General features: G+C 64.7%; 15 protein-coding genes. 10 read left to right on the top strand and 5 right to left on the bottom strand.

Features of this window, described 5'->3' with window-relative positions:
- Positions 1 to 548: 548 nt before the first annotated feature.
- From ABD793_RS42090 to ABD793_RS42070, 5 genes are all read left to right on the top strand, one after another.
- The gene (locus tag ABD793_RS42090; RefSeq protein ID WP_344869445.1) at positions 549 to 902 is read left to right on the top strand and encodes a hypothetical protein; all 354 of its coding nucleotides are present in this window, start codon (positions 549 to 551) and stop codon (positions 900 to 902) included.
- A 241-nt stretch (positions 903 to 1,143) separates the two neighbouring features.
- Entirely contained in the window at positions 1,144 to 1,482 is a 339-nt protein-coding gene (locus ABD793_RS42085; protein WP_344869443.1) for a hypothetical protein, read from the top strand.
- Positions 1,479 to 2,102 carry a DUF3558 domain-containing protein gene (locus ABD793_RS42080; protein ID WP_344869441.1) on the top strand — a complete coding sequence of 208 codons (624 nt, stop codon included), beginning with the start codon at positions 1,479 to 1,481 and terminating at the stop codon, positions 2,100 to 2,102. The genes ABD793_RS42085 and ABD793_RS42080 overlap by 4 nt, the downstream gene beginning before the upstream one ends.
- Positions 2,102 to 3,427, top strand: a complete 1,326-nt coding sequence (locus tag ABD793_RS42075) for a hypothetical protein (RefSeq protein WP_344869439.1) — start codon at positions 2,102 to 2,104, stop codon at positions 3,425 to 3,427. The genes ABD793_RS42080 and ABD793_RS42075 overlap by 1 nt, the downstream gene beginning before the upstream one ends.
- On the top strand, positions 3,424 to 4,206 hold the full coding sequence (locus tag ABD793_RS42070; protein ID WP_344869437.1) for an ESX secretion-associated protein EspG: 783 nt from the start codon (positions 3,424 to 3,426) through the stop codon (positions 4,204 to 4,206). The genes ABD793_RS42075 and ABD793_RS42070 overlap by 4 nt, the downstream gene beginning before the upstream one ends.
- Positions 4,207 to 4,331: 125 nt before the next feature.
- On the opposite strand, the gene ABD793_RS42065 is transcribed toward ABD793_RS42070, so the two are convergent.
- Positions 4,332 to 5,150, bottom strand: coding sequence for a helix-turn-helix domain-containing protein (locus tag ABD793_RS42065; protein ID WP_344869435.1), 819 nt, complete (start codon positions 5,148 to 5,150; stop codon positions 4,332 to 4,334).
- Positions 5,151 to 5,736: 586 nt separating this feature from the next.
- Between ABD793_RS42065 and ABD793_RS42060 the strand changes: the two genes are divergently transcribed.
- From ABD793_RS42060 to ABD793_RS42050, 3 genes are all read left to right on the top strand, one after another.
- Complete coding sequence (locus ABD793_RS42060) at positions 5,737 to 6,228, top strand: NUDIX domain-containing protein (protein ID WP_344869433.1); 492 nt, start codon at positions 5,737 to 5,739, stop codon at positions 6,226 to 6,228.
- A complete protein-coding gene (locus tag ABD793_RS42055; RefSeq protein ID WP_344869431.1) occupies positions 6,225 to 7,490 on the top strand; it encodes a helix-turn-helix domain-containing protein in 1,266 nt (421 codons plus the stop codon). Before ABD793_RS42060 ends, ABD793_RS42055 begins: the two co-directional genes overlap by 4 nt.
- A gap of 456 nt (positions 7,491 to 7,946) precedes the next feature.
- Positions 7,947 to 8,318 (top strand): hypothetical protein, encoded by a 372-nt coding sequence (locus ABD793_RS42050; RefSeq protein WP_344869429.1) that lies wholly within the window; start codon positions 7,947 to 7,949, stop codon positions 8,316 to 8,318.
- Here the strand turns inward: ABD793_RS42050 and ABD793_RS42045 are convergent.
- Positions 8,308 to 9,555, bottom strand: a complete 1,248-nt coding sequence (locus ABD793_RS42045; protein ID WP_030534599.1) for an IS256 family transposase — start codon at positions 9,553 to 9,555, stop codon at positions 8,308 to 8,310. The genes ABD793_RS42050 and ABD793_RS42045 overlap by 11 nt on opposite strands.
- A gap of 171 nt (positions 9,556 to 9,726) precedes the next feature.
- On the opposite strand from ABD793_RS42045, the gene ABD793_RS42040 reads away from it, so the two are divergent.
- Positions 9,727 to 10,359, top strand: a complete 633-nt coding sequence (locus ABD793_RS42040) for a hypothetical protein (RefSeq protein ID WP_344869421.1) — start codon at positions 9,727 to 9,729, stop codon at positions 10,357 to 10,359.
- Positions 10,360 to 10,392: 33 nt separating this feature from the next.
- Here ABD793_RS42040 and ABD793_RS42035 read toward each other — a convergent pair whose 3' ends face one another.
- A complete protein-coding gene (locus ABD793_RS42035; RefSeq protein ID WP_344869420.1) occupies positions 10,393 to 10,584 on the bottom strand; it encodes a hypothetical protein in 192 nt (63 codons plus the stop codon).
- 701 nt (positions 10,585 to 11,285) lie between these two features.
- Positions 11,286 to 12,428: an IS3 family transposase gene (locus ABD793_RS42030; protein WP_344869418.1), complete on the bottom strand. Its 1,143-nt coding sequence runs from the start codon at positions 12,426 to 12,428 to the stop codon at positions 11,286 to 11,288.
- A 285-nt stretch (positions 12,429 to 12,713) separates the two neighbouring features.
- Between ABD793_RS42030 and ABD793_RS42025 the strand changes: the two genes are divergently transcribed.
- A complete protein-coding gene (locus ABD793_RS42025) occupies positions 12,714 to 12,836 on the top strand; it encodes a hypothetical protein (protein ID WP_344869416.1) in 123 nt (40 codons plus the stop codon).
- Positions 12,837 to 13,118: 282 nt separating this feature from the next.
- On the opposite strand, the gene ABD793_RS42020 is transcribed toward ABD793_RS42025, so the two are convergent.
- Positions 13,119 to 14,120, bottom strand: a complete 1,002-nt coding sequence (locus ABD793_RS42020) for a hypothetical protein (RefSeq protein ID WP_344869414.1) — start codon at positions 14,118 to 14,120, stop codon at positions 13,119 to 13,121.
- Positions 14,121 to 14,755 lie beyond the last annotated feature (635 nt).

The following is a 14,755-nucleotide window of genomic DNA, read 5'->3' as shown; positions in this document are numbered from 1 at the left end:
CACGCGGGTCCAGCACACAATCCAGCACGCGATGCACTGGTCACGATGGCGACGAACCAGCCAAGCCCGAGCCCGAACCAGCCACTACCACCAACACAAACATCACGAAGTGTCATTGCAGTACTAATTGCCGAACGGAGAACCAGCCAGCCGGCCATAATCGGCGGTCTGGGCCACTGCCTCCGCTCGACGACGAGACAGCCGACTCGCGACTTCGGCTTGCCACTCGCCGTCCATGCCCCGACGCGGGATGCCCGGGGCACCACCGGCTTAGCAGGGCGAGCCGAAGTGAACGCAACGTAACTAGCCACTGAGTCTCGACTCAGTACGGCAGCTTTCACCCGTTCAGCCCACCGCGGAAGGAACTTCGACGGGATACGCCCACCTAGCGATGACGATCAAGTGGATCCCGTTGCCGCCCGTCTAGCAGGCCGAGACCCACGAGATGCCAGATCGAGGTCGCTCGCCCTGCATGAGAGCGCCATGATGAGCCTGGCAGCTATCGGCGAACGACCCGCGTTTTCAGGTCCGCATGGCACCATGCCGAGGTGAGCGAAACGGAGCACACGGGGCCAGTCGACGACAGCGACCAGATGACGTTCGGCGATTACCTGCGGCTGCATGTGGCGTGGGCGCAACGCGCAGCCGATGTCCACTCCGAGGCCGCCGACTTGTACGACAGGTTGGCAAGCCACGGGCTGCCTGACGCCGTCGACCGCAGGGACGAGGCACTTCGCGCGGTCGCGCACATGGAGCAGGTAGCCAGCGTGAACGCGGCACAAAGCATCGCCCACGACGAGTTGATGGCTGCCGGCGGTCCGCAGAACTCCCGCGCCTACGTCGAGTACCAGGCCATGACTCGCCGCCACCAGGAGTTATTGCCCAAGGACGTGTTGGGCTGACGATGACGTTCCTCAGAAGTGACTACCACGCGGTGACCGGTCCGCTACTGTGATTCCTGGCAGACGGTCTTTGGACGGGTCGTCTACCAGCGTTAACAGGTGTCACTAGAGGGGTAGATCAGTGTCTCAACCTGCGTCTGGGCCGAACTGGCTCGAAGGACTCGGCTTCGTCATCACCGATCAGGCCGGCGGCGGTGGCGCTTCCGGGGGCGGGGCCGCCCCATCGGGGCAGGGCTTCGCCATGAGCACCGACGAAGCACGCAACATGCTCACCGTCGCCAAACGGCTCCGTGACAAATACCAGGGCATGCTTCCGACAGCACAGTCGTTGACGCAGCTCACGTCCCCAGCGGACGAGCCGGGCAGCAACGGCTACAACAAGCTCCTGGTAGATGCCGGCCCCCCGCCAGGCGCGTTTGCCGCCGGCGAGAGCCAGGTCAAGCAGGAGTACGCCTACGCCGACGAGCTAGTCAAACGGCTGGAGCAAGCGCTGGGGATTACCGAAACGTCCGATGAGCAAGCCGGAACCGACGTCAAGAATGCGACCTCCGGGAACGAAAGCAAGGGGTTCGCCGGATGACGCGCCGCACGATGATGACAGCTGTCGGCATGGCAGCGGTGGCAGCAGTCGCTGCCGGATGCTCTGGTGGACCAGGTGCTGCCCCGGCAAGCACGCCGCCCTCATCGCCGGCGAACGCACTGCCCCACAGCGGCGCTCCCAAGGTCGACCACCCGCTACCCGCTTCGGTCTTGTCAGACGACCCGTGCCAGGAAGCGTTGACCCCCGCGCAGCTCAAGGAAATCATCGGCATTGCACCGCAGGGAGAACACAAGGACACGGCAGGACTTGGCCCGTCATGCGACTGGCACAACAGCGATGCCGGCTCCCTGGTCACCGTCAGCTACACGACCGAATCTCATGCGGGACTGAGCGGGCTCTATCAGAACACGAAACCGAAGTCTCAGGTATGGCGCGAGCTACCCCTCATCCAGGGCTTCCCTGCTGTTGCTGCGGTGGCGATCGGATCTGACCTCACAGATCAGTTCTGCCAGGTGAGCGTCGGTATTAGGGACGACCTGAGCTTTGATGCCACGTTGGTTCTGGGCAACGCCAACCGAGGTAAAGCTGATCCGTGTGAGCTGGCTCCGCGGGTGGCGGACATGGTGGTCACCAACCTGCGGCAGAAAGCGGGTGCGTGATGGGTCTGTTCGATTGGGTCGGCGACGGCACGAAGTGGCTCAACGATCGGTTCAACGAATTCGAGCACTGGGCCTCTGACGTATGGCACGGCAACACCGGTGACCAAGCGGTCCCGGCCCCGGAACTGGTGCAGAAAATCTTGGCCAGCAAGGGAGCCCAGAGCTGGCACCAAGGCGCCGGTCAGGCCGAAGAGATGGCGCGTCAGCACCACGAAGCCAGCGACGACGTGCGGCGATTGAGCACAGGTCTGGAGTCGATGTGGACCGGCGGTGGCGCGGATGCTGCGCAGGCAAAGATCAAGCCGTTCGCTGATGTCACGGCTACTGCCGCGCAAACCTATACCGGCAATGGACAGAACCTGACGGACCTGGCGCACGGCTTCGACGAGATGAAGGCTGCGTTGCAGCCGATGCCGAACACGCCGCCACACAAGGACTTCTTCGACACCGCCTCGCCGTGGGACACCGACACCGAGGACCAGATCAACACTTACAACAAGCTGGCGCAGGAGAACCTGGACCGCTACAACGGTTACTCGAAGCAGGCGCAGAGCAGCGGACAAGGTCTGAAGACCGACTACGGCCAGCTCGAGAAGTTCGACGGCCAGGTCACGATCACTCCGCAGGATCCCGCTTCCTCGCACACCCAGCACCCATCGACTGGCGGAACCAGCGGGCATACCTCGGCGCGGTCGGAGTTCACTGGTACGAGCGGCACTGCGCACACACCGCCGTCGGCAGGAACTTCCGGACACACTCCTGCAGCTGACTACCCGGTGACAGCTGAGAGTCCGGGGGCAAACAATCAAGGCGATAGCGGCACCAAGACCTCGGGCTACGCACCACCGTCACCGCCGGACACTCGTACCAGCCCGACGCCGCCACTGCCGGTGACCGGTTCGGGTCCCGGTTCCGGGGGCGGTTCGTCATGGTCTCCCGGAGCGGGTGGCGGGTTCGTGCCCGGCGGTTTCGGTGGCGGTGGTTCGTCGTCCGGCCCCGACGGGGCTGGAGCTGCGACCGGCCGTGGGCTGGCCGGCGGGCCCGGTGGTGGCGCGCGGTCCGGTGTCGGTGCTGGCGAGGAAGGCGCTGTGCGCGGTTCGGGCGGTGCCGCCGCGGGGCGTGGCGCGTCCGGAGCGCGTGGTGGCGCTGGCATGGGTGGCATGGGTGCCGCTGGTGGCAAGGGGAAAGGCGAGGACGACAAGGAGCACCAGCGCAAGTACGGCCTGGACGATGATTCCGCGTTCAGCCTGACCGATGACGACGATGGCCGGCTGGTGGATCCGCGAACCGGGCTGCCGCCTACGCCTCCGACGATCGGGGGTTGAACACACCCGTGAACATCATCGACAGACCGGTGCGAATGCCCCGGCCGGTGTTCCTCGCGTCCTGGGAGCTGGCCGGACTCGGCGCGCCTCCCGTGGTCGTCGAACCGGACCACACCCACCGGACCGACGACGCGGAGGTCGCTTTCCGACAACGTGCGCTCGAGTTGCTGGTCCAGCTCGGCCTAGCGGACACCGACGGCGTCCTCGTCCCGCAGTATCGAGCCACGCTGGGGGTGCTCGCGACGGCTCGGCGCGAGGTGTACTCCTGGAACAACCTGCGTCATGCGAGCGTCCAGGCCGCGGCGATCCTCACCGCAGAATCCGGACGAGACGCGGTCCGGTTGATCACCGACCACGAGGTGATCCAACTCGACCCCATCCGGCCGCAAGACCTGGTCGAGAGCCTCGTAGACACGCTCCCGACTCGCCCTTCGGCCAGGATAAGGCCGCTATGTGTGCCGAAGGCGCACTACGACGATGCCGGTCGCGACTACCGAACTGATGATCCGCTCAACGAGATCTCCGCGCAGGCCGATGAGTTGCGGCACCTCATGCGTGCCGGACGGGACGCGATCCACCAGCTCTACGTGGCAACCCGTCAGGGCATCGGGGAGCGCACGCGTTCCACACCACTGTCCACGATCGACCTCACCCGCGAAGGCCGCATCCTCAGTTTCATCAACGACGGCCTCGACGGCGGACCACAGATCAACCTCTACCCCGGCCGCCGCGACCACCTTATCGACGCACTCACCCTCACCCTCAACGCGCTCGGGTAACCGCGGACGTGACCAGCTCCGGCGGGCGCGGACGTCCCGCGCCCGCCGGAATGGCCCGATCGCTCCGCCTGGACTGTCGCAGAGGGGACGCGACGACGGAACGACCAAGACTCGGAGCCTGAGACCTACGCCTCGGCGGCCGCGGCGAACCTGGTTGCGGCTTCTTCGATGAGCATGGCGGATTCGAGGGGTGTCTTGGCTACTTTGTCGAGCCGTTCGACGATCCCGTCGTACTCCCGGCTGTCGTCGGGAATGAAGATTCCGGCGTTGTGGTGCGAGAAGTACGCCATCGTTGCCGCGGTTGTGTCGAACAGGGTGAACGGCCCGAACCGCCCGGGATGCTCGCCACCGTCGTCCGGCACGATCCGCACGTTGGTCGCAGCCGGAACCACCACGAGGATATCGAGTTGGCGATGCATGATCGTGGCGCTGCCGACCAGGTTGGTCAGGGCAGCCGCACCCATGTAGATCGTCGTCGGAGTCCCGTCGAAGCCCAGGATGACGTTGCCGCTCTTCGCCCGGATCGCAGCGAGCTGGCGGATTTCCTTGCCACTGAACCCCTGCGTAGCGAGAACGGCCATCGCGTAATCCGGGATCTGCAGCAGATCCGGCACCTGCAACGGATGCCACACCGTGATCGCCGTGGCCAGTGCTTCGCAGTCCCGCAACGCCGCCAGATGATCACGATTGCTCTGCGCACCGGGCACGATCAACCCGGGCCCCGTCATCCGCGCCAGATGCAGGATCCGCCGCTTCTCCTCACCGACAACCCCGAGCGCACCGAGGAGGCCGGCCACATCCAGCAGATGCGGAGTCCGCTGCCCCAGCTCCCAGTTCGACAACAACGCCGCGTTCATCCCCAGCCGACGAGCCAGCTCCCGCACCCCGAACCTCGCGTTCTCCCGCGCCGCACGCAGCGCAATACCCAGCAACCGATTCCGCACCCCCCTTTCCTCAGTCCCCACGCGCCCCACCCAGTTCCTGCGCATCATCGGCGATGACCTCACCGGTCTCCGGGTCAGTCAGCACCTCCGTACCGTCATCACGCATCCAGACCCCCATCACGACCTCCCCCGCCGCGACCCACGGCGTAGACCCGGGTGATTCGGCGCGATCACAAAGCCATGCATCCGCCGGTACTCCAGATCGCAGTCCACGCACTGCGTCGACACACCCCGCGCGTTGCGCTCACTCAACGGCACAAAAGCCGCAGCCGCCGTCTCCCCACACAACGTCCTCACCTCATCCCCCGGCGCCGGAACACCCGACAGCCGAGTCAGATGCCACACCCCATCGATCACCGGACGTATCGCCGCCGGATCGATATAAATCAGCGCAGTCATCGTGACCCGTCCCGGTGTCTGGTGAGGTCAGCGAGTAATCCCGGCTTCCACATACCAAGCAGTCTTTCCGAGGGTAACCGAACTAAACACAGCCAGTAACCAGCATTTGCCCGACGAGCCACCGCATATCCAGGCGTCATTGGCCTAGATCCGTTCCGGTGCCGTCTCGGCGGTAGGCTCGACGGCTGTGGACCTGCTGCCGTTCGACGAGTACGTACGCTCGCTCCCGCGGAAACGGATGTCGGCCGGCACGCTGATCCGTGACGACTCCGACCAGGTACTGCTGGTCGAGCCGTCCTACAAGGACCATTGGGACATTCCGGGCGGAGTCTGCGAAGCGAACGAACCGCCCTGGCGCACCGCGCGGCGAGAGCGCGCCGAAGAACTCGGGATCGATCGACCGCTCGGCCCCCTGCTGGTGGTCGACTACATTCCGGACGACGGCACGATGCCAGAGGGGCTTGCGTTCATCTTTGACGGCGGCCGAATCACCGCAGAAGAGACTGCGCAACTCGAGCTCAGCGACCCGGAGATCCTCTCCGCGCAGCTGCTGCCCATCGACGACGCCGCCAAGCGGGTGAAACCCACCCTCGCACGGCGCCTCCGCGCGGCACTCACCTCCGCGCAGGCTGGCGAAACGTTCGTAATCTGCGAGAATGGACATCCAGTCACCGAATGACACCAGCCGGTTACCCCGGGGAGGACACCATGGCTGGCACATCCGTCGCCGAAAACCTCGCTCGACTGCGCGTCGCACGTGACCTGTCCCAAGAACAGCTCGCCGAGGCAGCGGGCGTCGGCCTCGACACGGTCGCGCGGATCGAGCAAGGCAAGCGCACACAGAGCCGCCCCGCGACCCTGCGCAAACTCGCCAGCGCACTCGGCGTCACCATCGACACGTTGCTTGGGCACATGCCAGCGCCGCACTCGCTCGACATCGAAGTGGTGTCGCTGCGCCGTGCAATCAACGCCGACACAGACATTCCCGGCTTGAATGACCTTGCCGACAGCCGCGATGTGCTGGCCCTTCCGGAACTCGCCGCGGAGGCGCACGATGCATGGCGCGCCTACGTCGACGGTCAGCACACCGCACTGGTCCACGCGCTACCGCTGATCCTCACCGACGCACGCCGCATCGTCCGCGAAGCCCACGACGACGAGCGCGCCGGCGGATACCGCATCCTCTCCACCGCCTACCGCCTCGGTGCCGGAATCGCCGGGCGCCTCGGACTCGACGACCTCGCCTACACCTCCGCCCGCCGCGCGGTCGACGAAGCAGCAAAAGCAGACACCCCCGAAATCGAACGCGCGATTTCCCTCCGATACCTCGCCTGGACCCTCGTCCGCCAAGGACTGCACGAGGACGCCGAACGCGTCGCCACCGAAGCCGCTGCGCTAATCGAACCTCGCATGCTCGACCGCGACCCGCACCGCGCCGGCGTTTTCGGCAATCTCCTCTTCAACGCAGCCACAGCTGCACTCAACAACGGCAGTACCAGCCGCGCCGACGACCTGCTCGCAGCCGCCCACGCCGCGGCCATCCGTTCCCACGGCGACACCGCCACCGAGGCCGCGATCTTCGGTCCCCGGGTCGCAGCCCTGCAACGCGTCGACTTCATGGTTCGCGCCGGCGACCCCGAACGTGCACTCGCACTCGCGAACTCGACACCTCCGGCAACCGGCACCGAAGTACCCGCGTTCTGGGAAGCCGGACACCGACTGTTCCTCGCAGCCGCAGCCCTCGAACTCCGAAAAGACAAGGACGCCCTCAACCGGCTGGCAGAGGCCCGCGATCTCGCACCAGACTGGGTCCGCTACCAACCACTAGGAAAACGCGTGATGCGCACGCTCATCGACCGCACCACACGACGCCGAGGCACAGTATTCGCCGAACTCGCCACCCACTACGGCATCATAACCGGCAACAATAGCCCGAGGTGAGGGACTGCCCCGCACGGTGTTACCGAGGATCAGCCGGCCAACTGCGACGGGCAGCCAACGACGAGTGTTCTCGGGAATCTGTTTGGTGAAGCCGAGGGGACCTGCCACCGTCTGAAGCTTCCATTTCGCTTCCCCTCTGCGTCGCTCGTTCGACACGCCCGGGCAGGGCCTCAGCCAGCAGCGCGAGGATCGTGGCTATCGCGCCGTCGCTGGTCCGGCACAAGACCGCCTCCGGGATGGCGGGCAGCGGCTGCAGGCGACTCTTCGGTGTTGGTCAGACAGCGCAGCACGCAACCAGGTGTGATCCGATGGTTCACCAGAGTGTGCCGGTCGAGGTGGATGCGGTCGGGAGGCTTGTGCGCCAAGAAGTCGATACGGCGGGTCCGGGTGTGTTGGTCACCGCTTGCGCCTCGAACTCCCCATACAGTTTCTTGGAGTGTGCAAGGGAGGTACGTCGTGGTTCGGATGGAAGACAAGGCGTGGCCGGTCACGGTCGTTCCTGGGGACGAGCACGAGCGCAGGCAGACTACCGGGCTGCTCTTCCAGCGGATGGGATGGTCTCAGGAGAAGCTGATCCCGTCGCAGCGGGCGGACATCGAACGGCAGCTGGACTTCTGGTATGACGCCGAGTACTGCGCACGAGCGCTTCTGACCTGTCTCAACCAGAAGCCGGACAAGACCCTGCAGGACCCGCGGGAGGCGGGCGAGTTGCTGCCCGACTACCTGCGCTCGAGAATGAAGGAGTGGTATAGCAAGGACGAGGAAGGGTCAAGTCCCTTGTGGTGGTGTAGTGCTGCGTTGTCCTTCTCTGGGGTTGTTAGGCGCTGAGTTCGAGGATGGGGTCGTTGGGTGTCTCCGTGTCGGGGTCGGTGATGGGGGTGAGGCGGCAGCGGGCGAGGACGTCGAGTCCGAGGTAGCGGCGCCCTTCGGCCCATTCGTCGGTTTGCTCGGCCAGGACGGCACCGACGAGCCGGATGATGGCCTCGCGGGTGGGGAAGATCCCGACGGCGTCAGTGCGGCGACGGATTTCCTTGTTCAACCGTTCGGCGGGGTTGTTCGACCAAATCTGTACCCACACGTCTTTCGGGAACGTGGTGAAAGCGAGCAGGTCGGCGCGGGCCTGGCCGAGGTGGTCGGCCACGGCAGGGAGTTTCTCGTCGACGTAGTCCAACAGGCGGTCGAACTGGGCGTGCACGGCGGTCGTGTCGGGTTGGTCGTAGACGCTGTGGAGCATCGCTTTGACGGCGGGCCACATGGTTTTCGGGGTCACGCTCATGAGGTTGGCCGCGTAGTGGGTGCGGCACCGTTGCCAGGACGCGCCGGGCAGGTTCGCCGCGATCGCCTCGACCAAGCCGGCGTGGGCGTCACTGGTGACGAGGCGGACGCCGGTCAGTCCGCGGGCCACGAGGTCGGCGAAGAACTCGTTCCACGCGGTGCCGGTCTCGGCGGTGGCCACGCGCATGCCCAGGACCTCGCGGTGCCCGTCGCCGTTGACCCCGGTCGCCAACAGCACCGCAGCGTTGATCACGCGACCGCCCTCGCGGACCTTCATGGTCAGCGCGTCGGCGGCCAGGAAGGTGAACGGGCCTGCCTCGCCCAGTGGACGGTGGCGGAACTCCTCCACGATCTGGTCCAGGTCGGTGGCCATGCGGGAGACCTGTGACTTCGACAGCGAATCGATGCCGAGTTGTTTGACCAGTTTGTCCATCCGCCGGGTGGACACGCCGGCGAGGTAGCAGTCGGCCACCACGGTGATCAACGCGGACTCGGCGCGTTTGCGGCGCTCCAGCAGCCACTCAGGGAAGTAGCTGCCCTTGCGCAGTTTCGGCACGGCCACATCGATCGTGCCGAGGCGGGTATCGAGGTCGCGGTGCCGGTAGCCGTTGCGCTGGGTTGTTCGGCCCGATGACCGGCGGCCGTACTCGGCGCCGACCACCGCGTCAGCGTCGGCGGAGAGCAACTGGTTGATGATCGTCTGCAACAGGCTGCGCATCAGATCCGGAGAGGCCTCGGACAGGGCTTCACCCAACAGGCCGGCAGGGTCAACAATATGTGGTGCGGTCATCGTGATGGTCCTCGAGGATTCTGTGGAAGGTTGACTCGAAGGATCACGCGGTGGCCGCACCCACGTCCACAACACCTCGTAGACGATCCCGGCGACCGCGCCACACCACTATGCGGGACTCAGCTCGAGGAAGCCGATTTCTCGACCGCTGTCAAGCCACCGCTTCCCGGCATGCGACTCGAACAGTGGCTGGTGAACAAGAGTAGGCAGGCGGCGAACGACGGTAGCTACCGTCGCCGACGTTCTCCAGGTGTTCGAAGCCAGCAGGCGCGCGATGAGATCAGCGCGCTTGTCGCCAGCCGTCGCAAGGACCCACTGGAACGGGTGCGCGAGCGTGACGAGCGCAACGCGGCCGCTTTGGACAGCCTGGCGTTGGCGGATGGTGCTCCGCTGCCGAATATCGACATTCGGACAGCGGACGAGATGATGACGCCACGCATGGTCGCCGCTCATGCCGGTCATCGATCGATGCCCCTGCTTCACCAGAACGTGAAAGCCATCCTGCAACGACTGCGAAGCGAACGGCGCGGGCCGACCCCCACGGAGAAGGCCGTCTTGCGCAGCGTCGTACGTGACGCTCAGCGCCGCTCTGCTATCGGTGAGCTGGAGGCCGCCACGGCCGAAACGGCCGATGTGGTCGAGATCCTATCCTCCGACGGAAGCTGGATGCTCGCCTTCCTCGACCGAGCCATCGCCCTCGGCGCCTCGCTGGAAGCGCAGGTGCAGCTTCTGACGTACGCAGTGAACGAAGCTCTTGATCCCGGCAGCGGGAATCCTCCGAAACACAATGGCCAACAGCCCTGACGGTTCCGGCACGTCCCCGGTGGCCAGTGCTCGCTAGAGCGGCTCGGGGTTGGCCATCGCGAGGGGATCGACCGTGGTGGACAGGGCCACGACCACCTGGCCGGCCTCGCCGACGTCCTCGGCGAACTGCCAGTCCTCACGTAGCGGGTGCAGGTACTGGTGGTCATCGCACTGCACGATCAGCGCGGCACCGCCCTCGGCGCTGGTGCGCAGCCACGCAGTCACCTCCGGATGGCGGTGGCGCGGGATTCGGCACGCTTGGCCGAGGGCCGGAAACCGAGCGGGCGAAGATCGGCCACCGTGCTCGCCTGGGAATTCCCGTGGCTCGTCACGCGCAAGCGTCACCGATCGGGTCCGACGCTTCCCCGCGTAAGGCGCCGCTTGCGGCGCGCAAGAGGTCACCCACCTGCGCGGCAGACGCGGGCGCCGGTACTGCCAGTGTCGCCCCGTCCGAGCCAGCGGATCCCGCGGTGGGTAACGGCGCCGATCTGGCTGTATCACGACGAGATCCGGTGGTGGGTCAGGACGCGGGGGGCCTCGATCGCCGACGCGATCGGGGTGCCTGCTTCGGGCTTTTCGACGCTGAGCCGATCTGGCGCTGCAGCACGGAGCCCGACGTCATTTGCTGCCAGGTTTCAATAATGGGGGCTCTGCCTGCGGCCACTTCCGCATCGAGCGTCCCGGTCATGGCGGCGAGGGAGACCAGGCTCAACGATGCACTCCAGTCGCCGTCGTCGGCGTGAGGGCGTAAGACGTCCATGGCTTCGTCGAGAGATCCTTGGTCGGACAGGATTCCAGCCCATCCGACGGCGGCGATCCTGTCCCCGTTGAGGGCGCGGGTACGCAGTTCCTCGACATACCTGATGCGCCCCGGGTCTGGTGCAGGTGGTCTGCCCCGGGTTTCGTGGAGTCCGGTTGATGGATTTTCATGCCACGACGGTTGCGTTCTCGAACTCTATCGGAGTGAGCCATCCCAGTTGGCTGTGACGGCGTTGGCGGTTGTGCCAGATCTCGAGGTACTCGAAGATCGCGTTGGCCAACTCGACCCGCGTGCGCCATCGGTGACGGTCGAGCAGTTCGACCTGCATGCGCGACCAGAACGACTCCATCATCGCGTTGTCGTAGCAGTCCCCGACGCTGCCCATCGACGGCACAAGCCCGGAGTCCTTCGCGCGCTTGGTGAACGCCCACGATCCATATTGGACTCCCTGGTCGGAATGAATGATCGTGCCAGACTGCGGCGCCCGGTTGTCGATGGCCATGCCGAGCGCGTTGGTCACCAGGGCCGCGGTGGGCGAGGAATCGATAGACCAGCCCACCACGCGACGTGAGTAGACATCGAGCACGACCGCGCAGTAGACCTTGCCCTCGCGGGTGCGATGCTCAGTGATGTCTGTGAGCCACTTACGGTTCGGCCCCGCGGCGGTGAAATCGCGCTTCACCAGATCCTTGGCGATCTCATCGGGCTTGGTGTGCTTCCACCGCGGCAGCCCCATCGCGCCGACCAGACCGGCGCGGCGCATCAGCATCTCCACCGCCCCGTGACCGACCTGGATCCCCCGCCCCAGCCGTAGCTCGGCGTGCACGCGGCGGGCACCGTAGCGACCCTGGGAGTTCTGGTGGATCTCGGTGATCAGATCGGTCAGCCAGGCATGCCGGATCGACCGGGCTGACGGTGACCGCGATCGCCAGGCGTAGAACCCCGACTCCGACACTCCCAGCACCCGGCACGCGAGCTGGGCCGGCAAACCCTCCTCAGTCATCGCCGCGATCGCGGCGTAGCGGGCTTTTGGGCGCACCGCCTCCTTCAGCAGCTCGGTCGCTCGCCGATGCACCGCCAACTCGCTCTCCAACTCGGCGAACCTCTTCTTCGCGGCGGTCAGCTCGGCCTTCTCCGCGCTGGTCAACCCGGTCTCCAGGCCCCGGTCGATCCGATCCTGTCGCCGCCAGCTGTAGATCGTCTGATCGCTGATCCCCAGATCATGCGCCACATCGGCGACCTTGCGGCCGGCCTCGATCAGGTCCAGCACCTTCCGCCGGAACTCCGGCGGATACCCACGTCGTCCCATACCACCCTCTCAAGATCAAGTGGCATAAGAATCCAACAAACAGACTCTGTCAAACCCGGGGCAGACCAGTCGACGTTCGCCACTGGCCGCCCCGACCTCCAGGGTCCCGGCAAAGTCGTTTGTGGTCTGGGTGCAGGGCGGGCACGGCTCTGGTTGATCAGGTGGGTGTCTGAAGTCCCATGATCGCGAGAGAGCCGTGCCCGCGATGTCATCGCGCCTGATTCCTGTCGTTGCTGACCTGTGGGTGCCGTGAATTGTCTCACGTCATGCGGCCTGCTGATATTCATGGATCAGTCCGCCGAGCAGATCACGACGCCGAACCCGTCCCGTGCCGGTCATGCGGCCGGGTACCAGGACTTGATCGAGCGGCCGTTGGTGCACGCAGCGATGGGAGCGATGGCAGTATGAGCGGAACGGCAAGCGCGTGTTCGACAAGAGTAGTTTACGGCTAGCTAAAGCGGATGCACCCGGTACACGTAAATGCCGGATGGCCCGGGCGGCATACGCCCGAGGATCGGACCGTCGTGCTAATCGTCGTGTTTCTTGCCGTAGCGCAAGCGAAAGAGGAGAGTTAGCACTTTTCTGGCATCTGCGCGTTGGCTGGCGTTCCTGGCCAGGAGTGCCATCGCAACCGTCGACATCACGGCGAGCGACCAAGTTAGCGGAAGGATCAGCAGTGCGAGGTGTGCTTCAGGAGGCATGACTGATCCCGCGTCGTCCGCTGTTGGTGAGCGCGCTTGCCGTTCCGGCTAGCTGACACGCTCCAGACGGCCGCACAGTATGTTCGTTCTCATACATCCTGTTGCGCCTCAAGTACAGCACAATATCTAGACCACTGCATTCCCTTAACTCAAAAGAGTAGGTTTCCGCCGCACAGGGTTCGCAGTAGCAATGTTCGGATTTGTCTGCATTCAAAGGCAAGCCGAAGCGTGGAGCAAGAAGTCTGGTTACTATTTCATGATGAGTGAGATCCCCAGCCCACTCAATGTTTATAACAGCCCCGCCATCGCCAAAGAAGTTGAACCAGAGATCCGTAAATTCCATCCTCGTGCGGGCTCGAAATGCGTGCACCCTTCGCAGCAGTCCGCTCAAAATCTTTACAGCTACTGCGTGGCTCTCGCCGTCGTCCACCATGGGGTACGTCTCGATCATATAAGCTTCTTCATCGTGCAACTTGTCCGCATCACCTTGGTAGGCGGTATCGAAGAAGTCAGGATCGGGAAAGGTCTGACGGATAGCGGCTTGCCAGACGTCGGGGCCGATTCCAGGAAGCATGACTTTTCCGGACGCGTGCAAACGTCGAAGAATAGCTCCACGCTTGGCGAAATCGGCGCGAAGCCCGGGAATTCCACTCAGGTTCCCCGTACCTTCTCGAACCATCGGCGCAATCTTCGAGACAAAATCTTTGATAGAGTCGCCGGAATTATGGAGCAGTAGCTCCAGATCGTTCTCCCGTGGAGTTACCGAAGAAATGCCGAAAGGGTGCTGTGGGCCAGGCTTGATATTCTGGGGGTCTATCCCATATCCGACCTTTTCAAGAATCTCAGCTTCAAATTGAGCTTGCTCGAAGCTGGCCTCGGGTATCAACGCAGTGTCTCGGTCAAGGTTGCTGATCTCTTTGAGAGCTCGACAATACTGCTCATTGGTATAACCTTGCCGACCGCGGACAGCCTTACTGCGGTTTTTGGTCACAACTAACTCCTGGGCACGCACCCGGCCTTGTGCTCAAGCTAGTTGCGGACAATGTGGGCAACCAGTCTGGAACAGGCAGGCACCGAGCCCATTTCGTCGCATGACTCCACAGCCGGGATGAAGTCGACGTGGCACCTGCGTACCGAGGAACAGACTAGCCGCCCTGTCCGACCGCGGTCAAAGCGGGGGTACGGTGCATCCCACGTGCGTGTTCCCAGCCCCCTGCTGCGCGGCCCACAGCCTGTTTGCTGCCCGCACCGTCGTCGTCGGGGTGGCGGTGTTTATCGGTGCGGACGACAGCCCAGCTGTTGTAAGCCGCAGACTGGCCTCGTCTTGAGTTTCAGTTCCGTCGCATTTCTTCAGGTTTCGCGCTTTCTGCGCCCGGGTCCGGGTTCGCCGACGGGCGGACGACGTGCGAGGAGGACGTCCCGGCGGTCACAGCGGGTGACGCCTCCGGGCGGGGGTCGTACATCAAGGCGCAGGCGAGCCGCTTGTTCGGAGGAGAACGTCCGGCTCCGGGTGAGCCGCAAACACGCAAACCTGCCCGGGAGACGGGCAAGGCTGCCCAGGGAGGCGAGGGAAGTTCCGAAGTCAGCCGGTCAGGGTGCACACGAAAGCAATCGCAAATCCGGTGC

The sequence above is a fragment of the Amycolatopsis ultiminotia genome (genome assembly GCF_039536925.1).
In the GTDB taxonomy this organism is placed as follows: domain Bacteria; phylum Actinomycetota; class Actinomycetes; order Mycobacteriales; family Pseudonocardiaceae; genus Amycolatopsis; species Amycolatopsis ultiminotia.
Note: the sequence above shows the minus strand (reverse complement) of the source record. Positions and strands in the feature narration are given on the sequence as shown.

Excerpts from the sequence above, each read along its gene's own strand:
- ABD793_RS42075 (WP_344869439.1), top strand. The coding sequence starts at position 2,102 with ATGGGTCTGTTCGATTGGGTCGGCGACGGCACGAAGTGGCTCAACGAT.
- ABD793_RS42055 (WP_344869431.1), top strand. The coding sequence starts at position 6,225 with ATGACACCAGCCGGTTACCCCGGGGAGGACACCATGGCTGGCACATCC.
- ABD793_RS42030 (WP_344869418.1), bottom strand. The coding sequence starts at position 12,428 with ATGGGACGACGTGGGTATCCGCCGGAGTTCCGGCGGAAGGTGCTGGAC.
- ABD793_RS42080 (WP_344869441.1), top strand. The coding sequence starts at position 1,479 with ATGACGCGCCGCACGATGATGACAGCTGTCGGCATGGCAGCGGTGGCA.
- ABD793_RS42025 (WP_344869416.1), top strand. The coding sequence starts at position 12,714 with ATGGATCAGTCCGCCGAGCAGATCACGACGCCGAACCCGTCCCGTGCC.
- ABD793_RS42085 (WP_344869443.1), top strand. The coding sequence starts at position 1,144 with ATGAGCACCGACGAAGCACGCAACATGCTCACCGTCGCCAAACGGCTC.
- ABD793_RS42040 (WP_344869421.1), top strand. The coding sequence starts at position 9,727 with ATGCGACTCGAACAGTGGCTGGTGAACAAGAGTAGGCAGGCGGCGAAC.
- ABD793_RS42045 (WP_030534599.1), bottom strand. The coding sequence starts at position 9,555 with ATGACCGCACCACATATTGTTGACCCTGCCGGCCTGTTGGGTGAAGCC.